The sequence below is a fragment of the uncultured Aquimarina sp. genome, assembly GCF_947496855.1.
Classification (GTDB): domain Bacteria; phylum Bacteroidota; class Bacteroidia; order Flavobacteriales; family Flavobacteriaceae; genus Aquimarina.
This window is the reverse complement of record NZ_CANMED010000007.1, coordinates 122,011-137,110: the sequence shown is the minus strand read 5'-3', so window position 1 is coordinate 137,110 and position 15,100 is coordinate 122,011. Positions and strand designations below refer to the sequence as shown.

Annotated in this window: 13 protein-coding genes and 14 tRNA genes; 4 read left to right on the top strand and 23 right to left on the bottom strand. The window is 32.2% G+C overall.

The features are described from left to right. Window positions 1–24: 24 nt before the first annotated feature. The 11 genes from Q0921_RS20180 to Q0921_RS20130 form a co-directional block, all read right to left on the bottom strand. On the bottom strand, window positions 25–2,679 hold the full coding sequence (locus tag Q0921_RS20180; protein WP_299260102.1) for a TonB-dependent receptor plug domain-containing protein: 2,655 nt from the start codon (window positions 2,677–2,679) through the stop codon (window positions 25–27). Beyond that, window positions 2,676–3,587, bottom strand: coding sequence for a FecR family protein (locus Q0921_RS20175; RefSeq protein ID WP_299260100.1), 912 nt, complete (start codon window positions 3,585–3,587; stop codon window positions 2,676–2,678). Before Q0921_RS20175 ends, Q0921_RS20180 begins: the two co-directional genes overlap by 4 nt. A gap of 45 nt (window positions 3,588–3,632) precedes the next feature. Beyond that, window positions 3,633–4,145, bottom strand: a complete 513-nt coding sequence (locus tag Q0921_RS20170; protein WP_299260099.1) for a sigma-70 family RNA polymerase sigma factor — start codon at window positions 4,143–4,145, stop codon at window positions 3,633–3,635. A gap of 67 nt (window positions 4,146–4,212) precedes the next feature. Next, window positions 4,213–4,806 (bottom strand): DUF3575 domain-containing protein, encoded by a 594-nt coding sequence (locus tag Q0921_RS20165; protein WP_299260098.1) that lies wholly within the window; start codon window positions 4,804–4,806, stop codon window positions 4,213–4,215. Between the two features lie 1,301 nt (window positions 4,807–6,107). Continuing rightward, a complete protein-coding gene (locus tag Q0921_RS20160) occupies window positions 6,108–7,208 on the bottom strand; it encodes a slipin family protein (protein WP_299260097.1) in 1,101 nt (366 codons plus the stop codon). A 623-nt stretch (window positions 7,209–7,831) separates the two neighbouring features. Continuing rightward, a tRNA-Arg gene (locus tag Q0921_RS20155) sits at window positions 7,832–7,930 on the bottom strand. A gap of 92 nt (window positions 7,931–8,022) precedes the next feature. Continuing rightward, a tRNA-Asn gene (locus Q0921_RS20150) sits at window positions 8,023–8,113 on the bottom strand. A gap of 22 nt (window positions 8,114–8,135) precedes the next feature. Beyond that, window positions 8,136–8,474, bottom strand: a complete 339-nt coding sequence (locus tag Q0921_RS20145) for a DUF6331 family protein (RefSeq protein WP_299260096.1) — start codon at window positions 8,472–8,474, stop codon at window positions 8,136–8,138. 157 nt (window positions 8,475–8,631) lie between these two features. Beyond that, the gene (locus Q0921_RS20140; protein ID WP_299260095.1) at window positions 8,632–8,796 is read right to left on the bottom strand and encodes a hypothetical protein; all 165 of its coding nucleotides are present in this window, start codon (window positions 8,794–8,796) and stop codon (window positions 8,632–8,634) included. Between the two features lie 204 nt (window positions 8,797–9,000). Next, a complete protein-coding gene (locus Q0921_RS20135) occupies window positions 9,001–9,315 on the bottom strand; it encodes a hypothetical protein (RefSeq protein ID WP_299260093.1) in 315 nt (104 codons plus the stop codon). 22 nt (window positions 9,316–9,337) lie between these two features. Further along, window positions 9,338–9,410 (bottom strand) — tRNA-Phe (locus Q0921_RS20130). 216 nt (window positions 9,411–9,626) lie between these two features. On the opposite strand from Q0921_RS20130, the gene Q0921_RS20125 reads away from it, so the two are divergent. Beyond that, entirely contained in the window at window positions 9,627–10,490 is an 864-nt protein-coding gene (locus tag Q0921_RS20125) for a bile acid:sodium symporter family protein (RefSeq protein WP_299260091.1), read from the top strand. A gap of 60 nt (window positions 10,491–10,550) precedes the next feature. Here Q0921_RS20125 and Q0921_RS20120 read toward each other — a convergent pair. The 12 genes from Q0921_RS20120 to Q0921_RS20065 all read right to left on the bottom strand — a co-directional run bounded on the left by Q0921_RS20120 (window position 10,551) and on the right by Q0921_RS20065 (window position 11,934). Next, window positions 10,551–10,622: transfer RNA gene (locus Q0921_RS20120), tRNA-Thr, on the bottom strand. Window positions 10,623–10,627: 5 nt separating this feature from the next. Further along, window positions 10,628–10,698, bottom strand: a tRNA-Gln gene (locus Q0921_RS20115). Between the two features lie 5 nt (window positions 10,699–10,703). Next, window positions 10,704–10,775, bottom strand: a tRNA-Arg gene (locus Q0921_RS20110). A 120-nt stretch (window positions 10,776–10,895) separates the two neighbouring features. Further along, window positions 10,896–10,968 (bottom strand) — tRNA-Leu (locus Q0921_RS20105). Window positions 10,969–10,978: 10 nt separating this feature from the next. After that, window positions 10,979–11,050: transfer RNA gene (locus Q0921_RS20100), tRNA-Glu, on the bottom strand. 6 nt (window positions 11,051–11,056) lie between these two features. Next, window positions 11,057–11,130 (bottom strand) — tRNA-Pro (locus tag Q0921_RS20095). A gap of 8 nt (window positions 11,131–11,138) precedes the next feature. Next, a tRNA-OTHER gene (locus Q0921_RS20090) sits at window positions 11,139–11,275 on the bottom strand. A gap of 8 nt (window positions 11,276–11,283) precedes the next feature. Then, a tRNA-Asp gene (locus Q0921_RS20085) sits at window positions 11,284–11,356 on the bottom strand. A 41-nt stretch (window positions 11,357–11,397) separates the two neighbouring features. Further along, window positions 11,398–11,523: a hypothetical protein gene (locus tag Q0921_RS20080; RefSeq protein ID WP_299260089.1), complete on the bottom strand. Its 126-nt coding sequence runs from the start codon at window positions 11,521–11,523 to the stop codon at window positions 11,398–11,400. 84 nt (window positions 11,524–11,607) lie between these two features. After that, window positions 11,608–11,680, bottom strand: a tRNA-Cys gene (locus Q0921_RS20075). A gap of 88 nt (window positions 11,681–11,768) precedes the next feature. Further along, window positions 11,769–11,855: transfer RNA gene (locus tag Q0921_RS20070), tRNA-Ser, on the bottom strand. A 6-nt stretch (window positions 11,856–11,861) separates the two neighbouring features. Continuing rightward, window positions 11,862–11,934, bottom strand: a tRNA-Lys gene (locus Q0921_RS20065). 827 nt (window positions 11,935–12,761) lie between these two features. On the opposite strand from Q0921_RS20065, the gene Q0921_RS20060 reads away from it, so the two are divergent. The 3 genes from Q0921_RS20060 to Q0921_RS20050 all read left to right on the top strand — a co-directional run bounded on the left by Q0921_RS20060 (window position 12,762) and on the right by Q0921_RS20050 (window position 15,088). Next, on the top strand, window positions 12,762–13,265 hold the full coding sequence (locus Q0921_RS20060) for a hypothetical protein (RefSeq protein ID WP_299260088.1): 504 nt from the start codon (window positions 12,762–12,764) through the stop codon (window positions 13,263–13,265). Between the two features lie 128 nt (window positions 13,266–13,393). Beyond that, window positions 13,394–14,074: a hypothetical protein gene (locus Q0921_RS20055; protein WP_299260086.1), complete on the top strand. Its 681-nt coding sequence runs from the start codon at window positions 13,394–13,396 to the stop codon at window positions 14,072–14,074. Then, window positions 14,075–15,088 (top strand): hypothetical protein, encoded by a 1,014-nt coding sequence (locus Q0921_RS20050; protein ID WP_299260084.1) that lies wholly within the window; start codon window positions 14,075–14,077, stop codon window positions 15,086–15,088. Window positions 15,089–15,100 lie beyond the last annotated feature (12 nt).

Here is a 15,100-nt window from a genome sequence, read left to right as displayed (position 1 = left end):
GCTTTGTTCCTATGTTTTTATATGTTAGAAATTAAAGCGTAATACCAGATCCGGTGTAAAACGCAATGATTGATTATCAAAACTCTCTAGGAAAAAATTAAAGTCATCATCTACGTTGTCTCTATAACTTTGACTAATTACATTTTTTCTATTGTATAAATTCCTTATAGACACTCCTATCATCCCATTCCAATCTTTTTCTTTATCAAGTTTAAAACGATACATGGCAGAAACATCTAGTCGGTGATAATCTTTATATCTACTGGAGTTAATTCCTTTTGGATCCGTAATAACTCCATCAAGGTCATCATTATCTTTAAAAATTTTTGTAAAAGGCCTTCCAGTAGCATAATTCCAACCCATAGCAAATTCGAAATGATTAACCTTTAGTGTTTGGGATAGGTTAAATACGTGACGTTGATCATAATTGCCATTATAGAACGAATCTTGTATTAGTGGAAAAGAGCTGATAGTTTTACTTAATGAGTAACCAGCCCAGACTCTATAATTATGAATCCTTTTTTTAAGTAGGAAGTCTATTCCAATTCGCTCTTCTTCTCCATAGAATATAAGGGTGTCATCATCATCAGGTAATGCTAGGTCTAGTATTAAATCACTTAATGAGGACACATCTGTTATTTTTTTATAATAACCTTCTACATCAAAATTCCATCCATTGTATGTGTATAGAGCACCTAAAGTAAATTGCATACTTTTTATAACACGTATAGGGGTGCCCTCAAGGCCCTCACCTTCAAAAGAATTGTTAGATAGTATCCAAACATTATCAGAAACGGGTAGTGCAGGAACATCTCCAAATGGGCTATTATTTGTAAGGAAATTATTGAGCTGTTGATTTTTTAGTTCTGCAGAGGTGTTTAAAGTAAAATTATTCCATAATTGATAAGAGGAAAACATTCTGGGCTCCACAAAAAAAGAATCAGTATTACTTACTTGCGATCCTCGAACCCCTAGATTTATATAGGTTTTAGGAGTTTTATATTTGTATTCTGAATAGATAGTATGATTGGTGCCATTTCCATTAATCGTGAATCGATTATCGAAATTATTAAAATCATTCATAGTGGTACTGATGACTTCATATCCTGTTTGGTTATATGTAAATTGATATCCAACATCGATAGAATGTTTTTTGGTAATAGGAATATGTAATGCGTATTCACCACCAATATCTTTTATTGTATTATTAATGATTTCACTTTCTTGAATAACAGTATTAAAATTTTCTTGTTCATTTGTTAGACTATATCGCTGATCATAGGAAGAGAAATAGAAATTTACATTTTGGCGTATATTATTATGATATTTTTTATCCCAATTTAGACTGAAACCTAGGTTTCTTATCTTAAGAATATCTTTAACAGAAGCTAAATTCTCAGAAATAGGTATGGATATTATGTTATTATTGTCAAGTCTGTTTTCAGTAAAAATAGAACTGAATTTTATTGCATTATCATCATTTGGTTTCCATAATATATTGAAATTAGTATCAGAAAAAGAAAAATCATCTTCTCTGGAACTTTCTGTTGTAGATCCTTCATTGGCATCCGGAATATTTGCTCTTGTATTTTGAAATACTTTTCTTACTAGATTATTATAGGCAATGTTTTGATAGATGTCTGTCGTTGATCTACGTCCGGCAAGCATAATCCCAATTTTTTTTGACAAAGGAAGTTTTAAATAGGCGTCTACGTGTGTAAAATTAAGACCTCCCCCAGCTTGTATTTTTTCTGTAAGATCATCGTCAGATTCTATAATAACTACCCCAGAAATTCTATCTCCATAACGTACACTCGTTCCTCCACGATATACGGTTACATTTTTGGTAATATAAGGGTTAAAAGACGAGATTTGATTGAAGAAATGACCACTTTGATACATTTTGATTCCATCCCATAATACTAGATTTTGACCTGGTGTGCCTCCACGGATAAAAAGCCCAGCCGGATCTTCCGTCGGGCTACTAATACCAGGTAATAATTGCAAACTTTGCAGAACATCGGGCTCTACAAGGCCTGGAAGAATTCTAAGTTTTTTTGTGGATATGGTAACAGCAGCATCTTGGTTCTTTTGTATACCACTAGTTAAATACTCTCTTACAAGGACTTCACTGAGATTCTGAATATCTGGTTGTAATCTAATTGTATCACAATTCGCACCAGATAACTCCGAAATTTTTATTGTTTTGTTTTTATACCCTAAATAAGATATAGATATAGAATCCCAAGGATGAAGTTGTAATTTAAAAATACCTTTATTATTGGTGAGACCAACAGTTCTCTTGTTTAAGAATATATCTGCTTGAGGCATTTCGAATTTCGAAACAGCGTCGATTACTACACCACAAATATTGATTACTTTGGTGTTTTTTACCAAAATATAATCGGTATCACTTACCTTTTGTAAGGTAAAAGAAGTCTGAAGCTCTAAAATTTCTTGTAACGAACCAATAGATAGCTGTGCTTTTTGTAGGCTCAATAAAATATTTTTGATAGCTCCAACATCATATGAAAAATTGAATTGATGTTGATTCTCAAAAGCTTTTATAATATTTGTTAGAGGTTGGCTTTCCGTCGTTATTGGCAAATCCACTTTTTGTGAGTGACCAATAATATGGCATAAGAATATTAAAACCGTAGTTAGTTTAAATAATGTCACTTATTTTTTAATTCTAAATTTTTAGGATTTTTAAATATATAACTAATATCCATGGGGTCAAAACATGTTTGTAATGCTTTATCAAGATCGTTATGTACAAAGAAACCAGAGAATAGACGATTTAAATCAACATTAGGGTTCGTTGTAATTTTAATATCATATTGTCTTTCTAATTCTCCAATAAGGTGCTTAAGTGTTACTTGATTAAAAGTACTTTTACCTTGCATCCAACTAGGTTTAGATTCTTTAATTTCTTTAGGATCTAATGTGCCTTCAGCATTAGATTTAATAGCTTTTCCAGGAGTAAGAATAACTGTTTCTTTGGTGTTGGTTACTTGTACCTTTCCTTCAAAACAATGTACTTCGATGTTTTCATTTCTAGCATAAACATTAAATTCTGTTCCTAGTACGGTAATATCTCCATTTTTAGTTTTCACAGTAAAACTAGACCCTTTTTCTACGTCAAAGAAAGCTTCTCCTTTGAGGTAGATGATTCTGTTTTCAGCAAAAGATTTTTTGTCATACTCTATAGAAGAATCCGCATTTAAAGTAACTATAGAGTTTTCCGGGAGTGTCCAGGTTTTGGTTTCTGCCATTTCAGTGCTCACCTCGGTTGTGGTAAAAAGCACTGTCCTCAGTCCAAATAATATAACAACAGCCGCTGCAGCCGTATATAACCAGAATTTTAGTTTAATTACTTTACTTTTGGTGGCTTTCTTAAAGGTTTTGTTATATTCTTTTTGACTTTTTAGACCTTTTTCAACATCAAAAACGGGGCGGTCGAATTTTTCAACATTTCTCAAAATGTCTTTGTAAGCCAGATAATCGTCCGAATTTTCGAACTCTTTTTTTTCTTCATCAGAAATATCATCTGCCAACCATCTTCCTAGAAAATTATCTTTGTCCATATTATTTTTATTAATACTGTATGTTAAACAAAAAGTTTAACCACTTTATACATTGCCTATTTTTTTTCTTAAAATAATCAATGCCAGATGCATTCTTTTTTCTACTGCTTTTACCGAAATATCAAGCATCTCTGCAATCTCTTTATACGTTTTCTTTTCAATCCGATTTAAAAGAAAAACTTCTCTTTGCCCTTCCTTAAGATTACTTATGGCAAGATTTAATTTGTGCATAAATTCTTTTTCTTCCATCTGAAACTCTGGAGACTCATTGGTATAGGTCTTTTGTTCAGTCGATTTAAATTTTAGCACTGTTTTCTGATGTTTATAATCATTAATGGATGCATTATTAGCTATCTTATATAGAAAACTCTTGGCCGCTCCAAAAATAATCTTAGCACAGTTTGTCCAGAGCTTTGCAAAACTATCCTGCACAATATCCTGTGCTTTCTCCATATCTCCATATTTATAATAGAGATAATAGCATATTTTTTCTGCGTGCTCTCGATATAGTTGTTCATATACTTTCTCATCGCAGACACTAATTATGTTTTCGGACATTTCTAAAAATTTTGTTCAATTAGTATGATAACATAGTGTCATATATAAGTTTGTTAAATTAATAATATTACCACGAATAACCTATAGAAATTTCTGGTAAGACGTCTAAATATAAAGCCCTTGGCCCAGAAAGTTCTTGTGTGAATTGTATACGATTAGCTGCTCCGATTGTAAATCCAGATTTGAAAACCCATTGATAACCTCCTTTTAGAGAAGCTCCGATTATAAAGGTGTTATATTCTCTCCGTCTAAAAATAGACGTGTTTTCATAATCTACATCTTTATATCTTCCTATAATCCCAGTTCCGATAAACCAACCTTTTGGAGCTTTTTTACGTTTTGAGAAATAGTACCTAACTCCAATTTCTAGCCCTATTTGATATTCAAAGACATCTCCTTCAGCAACCAAAGATCCATTTGCAATAACATCTGTTGTGGAAAAATCTCCATAACCTTGAAGTATTAAGGAAAAGTTATTTTCCAAGATACGTTCATATTCAAAGTTTATGCCTCCATATAATGCTGATAAAGGCAATAAACGAATACTGTTTTTATAATCAGTTATTGTTGTTTTATCATCATTGTTAGTATTTGTTTCTTGTGCGTATCCTGTAGTCCGGAATGACAATATAAGGACTAGAATTAAAACTGTTTTTTTCATTAGTCTTTCGTTTCTATTTTAAAAATTACAACCCTAAAACAAAAAAGGAGGAATATACCCTACCTAAAGAGAGAAATATTTTTTGAAATAATTAATTGAAAGAAAAAGACTACAATTTTGTATATATTTATTTTTTATATGTGTTAAAGTACGTTTTATTAAGATAAAATACACAAAAAGTTTGGTTGATTCAAAAAAGATTGTATCTTTACACCTGAGTTAATGAGTTAGCGTTTTCATCCTCCCCAAGGTGAAAACATTTAAAAAAAAAGTGAGTTTTAATTTTAGAATAAGCCCCTAAATTAAGATGATTTGTGTGAAGAAAAAGAGCGTGGAGACGCTCTTTTTTGTTTTCTGCTATTTTATGTTAATAATTCTTTCAGAGTTGTTTTTTGATCAAAATTTATTTTCTATTTTTTGGAGTCAAAGGATCTAATAAAGTTTTTCTCTTTAGTTAGTGTGTACTATTTTACTTTTTTAAAAAAACTATAAGCTCTGATTGATTAAAATGAAAACAGAAAAGTAGGATTAATACTACTTTTTGGTTATAAAATGAATTTTATAACGTTAAAATGCATTTTATTTGGATTAAAAACACAAAAAGTTTGGTTGATTCAAAAAAGATTGTATCTTTACACCAGAGTTAATGAGTTAGCGTTTTCATCCTCCCCAAGATGAAAACATTTAAAAAAAGTGAGTTTTAATTTTAGAATAAGCCCCTAAATTAAGATGATTTGTGTGAAGAAAAAGAGCGTGGAGACGCTCTTTTTTGTTTTCCGCTATTTTATGTTAATAATTCTTTCGGAGTTGTTTTCTGATTAAAATTTATTTTCTATTTTTTGGAGTTAGAGGATCTAATAAAGTTTTTCTTTTTAGTTAGTGTGTACTATTTTACTTTTTTAAAAAAACTATAAGCTTTGATTGATTAAAACGAAAACAGAAAAGTAGGATTAATACTACTTTTTGGTTATAAAATGAATTTTATAACGTTAAAACGCATTTTATTTGGATAAAAAGCACAAAAAGTTTGGTTGATTCAAAAAAGATTGTATCTTTACACCAGAGTTAATGAGTTAGCGTTTTCATCCTCCCCAAGATGAAAACATTTAAAAAAAAGTGAGTTTTAATTTTAGAATAAGCCCCTAAATTAAGATGATTTGTGTGAAGAAAAAGAGCGTGGAGACGCTCTTTTTTGTTTTGTAATAGTTTCATTATATTTTAGTAAAAAAAAGTTATTATTTTCTTTAATGCACCTTATTAAAAATGCGCTGATTATTATAATCAGCACATTTTTTTCACACCTATCTATTCACAGAGAATATATCCTTTAATTGTTTAATCATATTACCATTGCCAGAGAGAGAGATTTCACCTATTTTATCAGCAATCTTCTCTACATACTCCATTTCTTTCAATTTGTAAAGCATTTCATTATCTTCCATTAATTTTGCTGTATTTAGTAAACTTCTGGTCGATGCTGTTTCCTCACGTCTGGTAATGATATTAGCTTGAGCTTTCTTTTGTGCTACCAGTACCTGGTTCATGATCTCTTTCATTTCACCAGTAAGGATGATATCCCTGATACCGCAATTCAATACTTTTACACCTAGCTTGATTGCTTGTCCTTTAGTAGTCTCTAATATGATATTCGCCATACTATCTTTACGTTCTAAAAGTTCATCCAAGCTGTAATTTCCTACGAAAGCTCTAAGAGCTAATTGCATCACGATGTATAATTGTTTTTCATACTCTTTATTGTCAAGCAAAGCTTTTTCGATATCTACAACTTTGTATTGTGTGTAAAAATTAATACGAATAGCAGCTTTGTCCTTAGTCAACAATTCCTGACCGGCAATTTCTAGCTGTAATTGACGTAGATCTGCTTTAGTAATTTCGATAGTTGTATCATTTCTCCAGAAACGATAAGTACCGCTTTCAAGTGTTTTAGCATAAATGTCATCTACGATTAATACAGCTTTTTCATATGCCGCAACTTCAAAAACTCTTACATATTTATTGAGCGCGTAATTACTGAATAGAGATTTATTTATTTTTTCGGTGATATAGATCTTACTAAGATCTATTCTGGTAAATTCATATTCATACAATCCTTTCCAGAGAGTATACCTTCCAGCAGTAAATACGCTTTTAAAGTTACCGTTCTCGTAGACTAATACAATTTCACTATCTTTTACCTCAATTACATGAAGCATATCTTCCAACTCTTTGTCTTTTAGTAAGAGTTCTAATGCAATTGGTGTTGCAAAAGGTTTAGAAAGATCATATTGCATAGCACTTTCATTAAATCCTAACCAATAGATTCCTTGTGTTATTACGCGATTGTAATCACCTTTTCTGAAAACCAAGCCTACTTTACCAGCATTGATTCTTACTCGTTTCATTTTTTTCATTTTTTTTGTCTGCTTTTTGACAGACAGATTTAACATTAATTGGATGATAATCCCGTAACGGAGGTATTATCTACTTCTTCTGAATACGTATAGATTTATAGTATTAAAGAAGTATATTTTTGGGCGTATCCTCTTTTTTGCTTTTGCTACAAAGAGGTCGGGCTATCCATTTCTACTCCTCGTATTGCCTTATCTTCAATATCACTTCGACAAGCTCAGTGTAATATCTTAGGATGACAATACTGCGGGGTAACCATTTCTATCCCTTACGCAATTATAATTTCAGTATAAAAAGGGTGAAAGCAAATCATCTTTTGAGCACGGAAATAATAGTGTGTTATATCTTCTACAACTAGTTTTTAGTATCGAAATAGTAAAATGAATATCTAAAAAAAGACATAGTTATTCTAAAATCTGAATTCAAAAAAAGTAACTGTTTCCGATAATAACATTACTATTATTTCAAAGAACTTTTAAGACTGTTCTTATAGCAAGAGTACTATAAGAACTGATTTGCTAATCACTGTTTTTGTTTATCAGTTTTAAAAGATGATTAGCTTTTAACCTACATTATGAGTGTAGTGCTCTAGCCTACTGAGCTACGAAACCTGTTTTGGTGGTCTCGACGGGAATCGAACCCGTGCAATTTAGAAAAGGCATTTTCAGTACCTTGTTCGCTAGATCCGAAATCTAGTGCGTTTACCAATTCCGCCATATCCCAAAAGGATAGTGGGATTCGAACCCACATGAACTAAAGTCTATTGCTCTACCAACTGAGCTACGGGACCATTTTTTACTTTTATAGTGGTCCCGATGGGATTCGAACCCATGACACATAGAGTTGTGACTATTATTTGGTTAATAGTCAAACCTTCAAACCAAGTTGAATATGAAGTGATCATACAAAATTGCAATACTTCATACAATAGTGCTATACAGAAACACCCAACAAGACTTGCTTGATATTTTTAAGAAGTTCAATAAATTTGTTTTTGAAACACAATGGTTCAATATTGAACTACTAATTAATTTTGAATAATTATCCTCAATAAAAGCAATAGCCTCATTTATATCTGAGAGTATATTTTTAGAATTATAAGAGGAAATAGTTTTTTCTATATTTTCTTTTGAAAAGTCGAATGCATGAATCCCACAACATTCGGCAACACAGTATATTTCCAGATCCTGCCAAAATTCTTTATTGTTTTCTAAGAACTGGTCTATGTAAATAACTTTGGATGTTTTTTTAGTCTTCATAATCGTATTTTTTATCGAAAGCCCTGTTACATTCTTCAATTATAACAGGGCGCTACTACAAACCCTCATTTGTTTTACCTCTTATAAAAGAGGGTTTGTTTTAATTACTATGCAAATGTTTAATGTATTAGCGCAATATTTTTGCGTAGTAATTATTTTATTTATAAAAAATGCGATTTTGATCGTTTTTATCTTCTGGTGTATCCGTATCAGGATACAAGGCTTTAGTCATACCATTAATATAACTAGTTGCCCACTTTAAAAGTAAAAGTTGTAAACTGTTTTTAGTTTTTTCTTTGGTAATTGTTAGTTGTGTTTTCATGATGTTAATTTTTAACTCATAGTTATAATTATGTATTATTTAACCTGGATTATGTGTTAGAACTTCGTTATGAGGCTTTCAAGTGAAATAAAGACTATCAGTTTCTTGCTTTCTGCATAGCATCGCTATGGTGAAAGTAAAAAATAGAGAGAAGCGTTAGTGTTTGAAGTAATTGGGAGCCGTAATAGATTTTTTAATACATAATCAAGATTTCATTTCATACTCGTGATCACGTCTGTCAATTTCGCCCAGAGGACTTCCTTTGAAGGTGGAAATTTTTTTGAACCCGTTTTCTTCTAGAATTAGTGACTGTTCTTTTTTAACAGATCCTCTTCTAGAGTTTCCATAATCACCAGTTAATTTTTTTGTGGCTGGATCCAGATCACCCCAAAGCTTATCTGGTTTGCCATTATCGATCGGTTCTACGAAATAGGTAATACCAGTAATTTTGGATTGAACTATGAATCTGCCAGTGTCTTCAGTTTTAGATAAAAACCTTTGTAATAGATTGTTTTTCATAGTTTTAAAATTTAATTATTAGTGGAATAGACAAGGATTGAACCTGTATCTTCGGAGCTTCAATCCGATGCGTTGAGCAACTCCGTTACTATTCCTTTTTAGGGTGTGCTCCGGGATTAACTCATAAGGTTTTTATTTGATAAATAGGTATTCGTGAATGCTATGCATTTGGAACCCTGTTCCTCCCATTCACAGTGAGATACTTTACCAGATACCCTAGAGACACCATTTTATCGTTTTTGTATTGTTTGGTATTCAGAGTATTGATAAATAAATCTTTATATTAGTCTATAGATTGGAAAACAAAGTTTATGGATAATATTTCAACAATTATTTTAGCTGCATCTTTATTCATTATTATGTTAGGGATGGGGTTGTCTCTTGTAATAGCTGATTTTAAGAGAATACTTATTTACCCAAAGGCTATTTTAGTTGGTTTAACTAATCAGCTCATAATTTTACCACTTATAGGATTTGCCATTGCTTCTTTGTTTCCATTAAGACCAGAGATCGCTATAGGAATTATGATATTAGCAGCTTGTCCTGGTGGAGCAACTTCTAATTTAATCTCTCATTTAGCCAAAGGAGATATTGCTTTGTCGGTAACGCTTACTGCATTTAGTAGTTTGATCACAATCATAACGATACCATTTATAGTTAATTTTTCATTGCTTTATTTTTTGTCTGAGGACCAGGCTATTCAGTTGAATGTAATTGAAACTATTATACAGATTTTAGTAATCATTATTGTTCCAATAGGCATAGGTATGATTATTAGAAAATACAATGAATCTTTTGCTTTAAGAATGGCTAAACCAGTAAAAATAGCTTCTGCATTAGTACTTGCATTGGTTATTGTTGGCATTTTGGTTAAGGAAAAGGATAATTTTATTTCTTATTTACAAGAAGCTGGATTAGTTGCTTTATTGCTAAATATATTGACAATGGGAATAGGTTATTACTCTGCCAAGTTGTTTCGAGTTCATCATAAAGGAGCGATGTCAATAGCTATAGAATCTGGGATTCAGAATGGTACTTTAGCTATATCAATAGCTATCGCAATACTTCATAATACCTCTTTTGCAATTGCTCCAGCTGTATATAGTTTGTTAATGTTCTTCACTGGTGGCATTGCAATATTTTTTGGAATACGAAATGGTAAAATAAATAAATAGTAGATACTATAAAACGATCTATTATTTAGTCATGCTTTACAGTTTTCATATGTATAATTTCTAAGGCATTGGGAATCGAACCCAAGACTCCCGCGATACAAGCGCGGTACTCTACCACTGAGTTATACCTTAATTTGATGACCCGAAAGGATTCGAACCTTTACACCAAGAGTCAAAGTCTTGGATGCTGCCGTTATATCACAGGTCAGTTTGTAAGCTCAATAGGAGTCGAACCTATACTTCAAGGGTCGTAACCTTGGGTGCTTCCGTTTACACCATGAGCCTGTCTTGTGCTCCCTCTTGGACTTCTATTGTTTTAAGAAATCGTGAATGCTATGCATTTCGAACCAAGACTGAACCGGGCTTAAACCAGATGCGGCTGACTTTGGGCTAGCGGAGCATTCGTACAGGAAGAGAGATTCGAACTCTCAGTATCTTGATTCTAAGTCAAGCGCGTATGCCGTTCCGCCATTCCTGCATTAAAATTGTACTCTATAAGGGAATCGAACCCTTGTCTTCCGGGAGAAAGCCGGATGCACTAACCACTATGCTAATAGAGCAATTTGTCTGAGAAGCAGGATTCGAACCTGCGACCTCTCGCGTCCAAGGCGAGTAAACAAAACCACCGTTATCTTCCCAGATGTATAGCGGAAGAAGTGGGAATCGAACCCACACGAGTCATTAGCTCCTAACAGTTTTAACTCTTGTTTGCTATTCCCTTTTGGATTCGTTGAATCGCAAGCTTATTTCAAGACTGCGGCCACCACCTATTGGCTTGCTCTTCCGTTTTTAGCAGTACCGACGGGATTCGAACCCGCGACCTTCCGAGAGACAGTCGGGTGCACTAGCCATTGTGCTACGATACTTTTTAATTATGAATGTTCAGTGGGAGTTATAGGATTCGAACCTATTCAGCTTTCGCAACAGTTTTTAACTCAAAGGCTGTCATTTCATTTTGGATTCGTTGAATTCGATTCCTCATTTCAGACTGTCCTGGCTCTCCAGCTCCAGCGAATTCCCTTTTATGAGACAAGAATGAGATTGCTACGCTTTCTCATTAAGTTGCAAAGTGGATTTCATAGCATTCAAAATAAATTTGATACTATTTCCATCATTGAGACAAGAATGAGATTCGAACTCATAAAAAACAGATTTGCAGTCTGTTGCCTTTGCCATTCAGCCACCTTGTCTTTTGCGATACCAGTAAGACTTGAACTTACATCTTGAGATTTAACAGCTTATTAGTAAGTGACCATTACCCTAACAGTATCAATAGTGCGGAGAACAAAGGAATTGAACCTTCACTGCAATTATGCAGACTTGTTTAGCAGACAAGCGCAACAAACCAATATTTGCCTATTCTCCTTAAAGTTGACACAGAGGGATTTGAACCCACATCACCTCGATTAAAAGTCGAGTGCTTTTCCAGTTAAGCTACGTGTCAATTTTGGTTTTCAGTATGTCAATGAACTATGTAAATAAAAAAAGGCGCCTTATTCGGGCGCCTTTATATATCTTGTTGTTGTATGTCGGTTTATAATCGCATACGCTTCCTTTCTATATAATAGACACCATGTATATTCCAATCGGAACAATATTCCCCTTGTTTGTTAAAGAGGCGGGTTAAACTATGTTGTAAACTATTCGGCATCATTCTTAATTTTTTTATTGTTGTAATAATTTAATCACTATTGATTTTGTTTCGTTGTGATTGCGATGCAAAGATCAAAACTTTTTTTTAATCTCCAAATGTTTTTACATTTTATTTTATTGATAATCAGATAGTTATGTTTGATTTTAGGCATAGGGATTTCCGTCCGTTTTTCAACGGATATTGGATTTTTTTGCAATCGTCTGTCTCTCTGATGCTTACTTTCCAAATACTATTCTTTATGTGCTAATTAACTTTTAAACATTTTTTCAAAAATTTTTAATAAAAAAAAGCGTCCAATTTCTTGGACGCTTGTACTATATCTATTTTTTATCTTTAAATCATATCAAAATAATAGTCAAAAATAGGTACATAACGTCCGTTTACCGGTTCCAGATACTTCTATCCATCGGTAATCACACTGACTAAACAGTGGTTTCGGCATAATATGTAGTCTATTTTTTGTCATTTATTATACAAATATTGGATAATCTAATGGCATAATCCAAATTTTGAATATGTTTTTTAGGATTATAAAGCTAGTTTAGAATCATTTTAGGTGATTTTTCTGTCAATAATATATAGTATTATATAAAACTATATTTGTACTTTTATCTACAATGACAGTACAAGATTTTATCAATTGGTTTGGAAAGAACCCTAATCTAATACTAGGGTATTTCGCAGTAATTATAGCATGTTCCTTAATAGGTTTGCTTTATGTAAAACAGTCAAATTTTAAACCTCCTATTAATTATTTCTACGGAATTTTAATTTATGCGGTTACCATACCAGGATTACTAGCCTTGGTTTTATTATTGTACAGTTTTTTCTTTCTAAAAACAAATCTACTTCAGTTAGATTTGGTAACATATTTTGTACCATTAATATCCATGATTATTACTTTGGTTATTATCAATAAGACAGTGCCTATGTCCCGAATACCAGGTTTTGGAAAGTTATCAGGTCTTTTTATCATGATCATGATTACTTTTATCATTACCTATATTTTACAAAGAATGTTTTTTGGAGTCTTCTTCGTAGGAAGATTTCAATACTTAATAGTGTTCTTCTTAGCATTATTGCTAGGGTTAAAAATTGCTTGGGATCGTATGGTGAAATGATTGTGGTTATAATAATTGTAACATTTTGATGCTAGATGATACCTATAATATAAAGGTATAAGAGGAAATACTTATCTTAGATCCTTCTAAAACACTTATTTTTTTAAATTTGTTTAAAATCACTAACCATGCTAAAAAATTTAAAGTCCTTATTTATAGTTGATGATTCTGAGGAAGAAAACAAAGAGCCTTCAGAGTCGGTAGAAAAATCTGAGGAAAAATCAGATAAAAAACCGACTGCATCGACACCACCGCCACTTCCTAATATTCCAGTGATTTCTTCAATAGAAGGAACGTTGGATACTAAAATAGTTGAAAAATTATTACAAGCAATAGAGAAGAATAATCTGGAAGGATTTGATTATTTGGAATATAAGAAGTCTCTTAAAGCCTTGGAGAAAATGCCAATGGATGAGGCGACAAAATATCGCTCGGCTTTTGCTACAGCTTCTACAATGGGTGTGACTCTGGACAAACTTTTACAGACTACTAATTTTTATATTGGTGTCTTAAATAAAGAAAATGAACAATTTATAGGAGCTTTTAAGAATCAATTTGATAGTAAAGTATCAGGAAGGGAAAGAGAAATTGCTCAATTTGAATCTATTATAAAAGAGAAGTCTGAGCAAATTAAAAAACTGACTGAGGAAATTGCAAAACATCAACAACAAATAGGTGATTTGAAAACTAAAGTTGAAGAGAGTAATAGTAAGATTAATAAAACACAGAATGATTTTAAAGTATCTTATAATCACCTGAAAGCACAGTTTGAAGAAGATATTGTAAAAATGCAGAAATACTTAAAATAAATGGACAACAACTCATTAAAACCAAAAACATTTTGGAAAAGACCTGAAGGTAAAACAGGGATGTTATTTATGGGGCTTTTAGGGGCTGGAGGATTGTATGGATTATACAAAGTACTTCCTTTTCTAATTACCATAGTAGAGAATACCTTGTACTTAGGAGTTTTATTGGCTGTTTTAGGAGCGCTAATTTATATTGTATTAGATCCTAAGATGAGAAACCTTATTTTCTATATGTATAAGTCTTTTATGCGATGGTTAACCGGGATTTTTATTCAGATAGATCCAATAGGTATTTTAAAAAGTTATATAGATGATCTTCATAATAATCTAAAGAAGATGAATAAGCAAATTGCTTCTCTGAAAGGGCAGATGAAACGTTTGCAAACTATTATATATGATAATAAGAAAAATATCAACAATAATTTAAAACTAGCTAGTGCCGCAAAGGAAAGGGATAAGAAAGGAATCATGATCCTTAAATCTAGGAAAGCAGGAAGATTGAAAGAATCTAATTTGAAATTGGATGAGCTTTATAAAAAGATGGAAATCTTATATAGAGTTTTAGTCAAAATGTATGAGAATTCTGAGATCCTTTTAGAAGATATCGAAGATCAGGTAATGGTTAAAGAGCAAGAAAGAAAGGCCGTAAGAGCAGGTCATTCTGCAATGAAATCAGCAATGAATATTATAGCTGGTAATAACGATAAGAAAGAAATGTTTGACCGGGCGTTAGAAGCAATTGCGGATGACGTAAGTATGAAGATAGGAGAAATGGAGCGTTTTATGGAAATGTCAAATAACTTTATGGATTCTATTGACTTGCAAAATGGAATATTCGAAGAAGAAGGATTAGAACTTTTGGAGAAGTGGGAGAATGAAGGCGTTTCTCTGATTCTAGGTAACGATAAAGATTTATTGGTACACGATCGACATAGTGTGGATCTGGATGCACCAATTGTAAAAACTAAAACTCAAAATAATCAATACTCAGACTTATTTAATTTTGAGGATTAAAACATAACACTA

Bases quoted from the DNA above. Each gene is read 5' to 3' on its own strand.
- Q0921_RS20145 (WP_299260096.1), bottom strand. From the start codon at position 8,474: ATGAAGACTAAAAAAACATCCAAAGTTATTTACATAGACCAGTTCTTA.
- Q0921_RS20170 (WP_299260099.1), bottom strand. From the start codon at position 4,145: ATGTCCGAAAACATAATTAGTGTCTGCGATGAGAAAGTATATGAACAA.
- Q0921_RS20050 (WP_299260084.1), top strand. From the start codon at position 14,075: ATGGACAACAACTCATTAAAACCAAAAACATTTTGGAAAAGACCTGAA.
- Q0921_RS20135 (WP_299260093.1), bottom strand. From the start codon at position 9,315: ATGAAAAACAATCTATTACAAAGGTTTTTATCTAAAACTGAAGACACT.
- Q0921_RS20125 (WP_299260091.1), top strand. From the start codon at position 9,627: ATGGATAATATTTCAACAATTATTTTAGCTGCATCTTTATTCATTATT.
- Q0921_RS20175 (WP_299260100.1), bottom strand. From the start codon at position 3,587: ATGGACAAAGATAATTTTCTAGGAAGATGGTTGGCAGATGATATTTCT.
- Q0921_RS20160 (WP_299260097.1), bottom strand. From the start codon at position 7,208: ATGAAACGAGTAAGAATCAATGCTGGTAAAGTAGGCTTGGTTTTCAGA.
- Q0921_RS20165 (WP_299260098.1), bottom strand. From the start codon at position 4,806: ATGAAAAAAACAGTTTTAATTCTAGTCCTTATATTGTCATTCCGGACT.
- Q0921_RS20140 (WP_299260095.1), bottom strand. From the start codon at position 8,796: ATGAAAACACAACTAACAATTACCAAAGAAAAAACTAAAAACAGTTTA.
- Q0921_RS20060 (WP_299260088.1), top strand. From the start codon at position 12,762: ATGACAGTACAAGATTTTATCAATTGGTTTGGAAAGAACCCTAATCTA.
- Q0921_RS20055 (WP_299260086.1), top strand. From the start codon at position 13,394: ATGCTAAAAAATTTAAAGTCCTTATTTATAGTTGATGATTCTGAGGAA.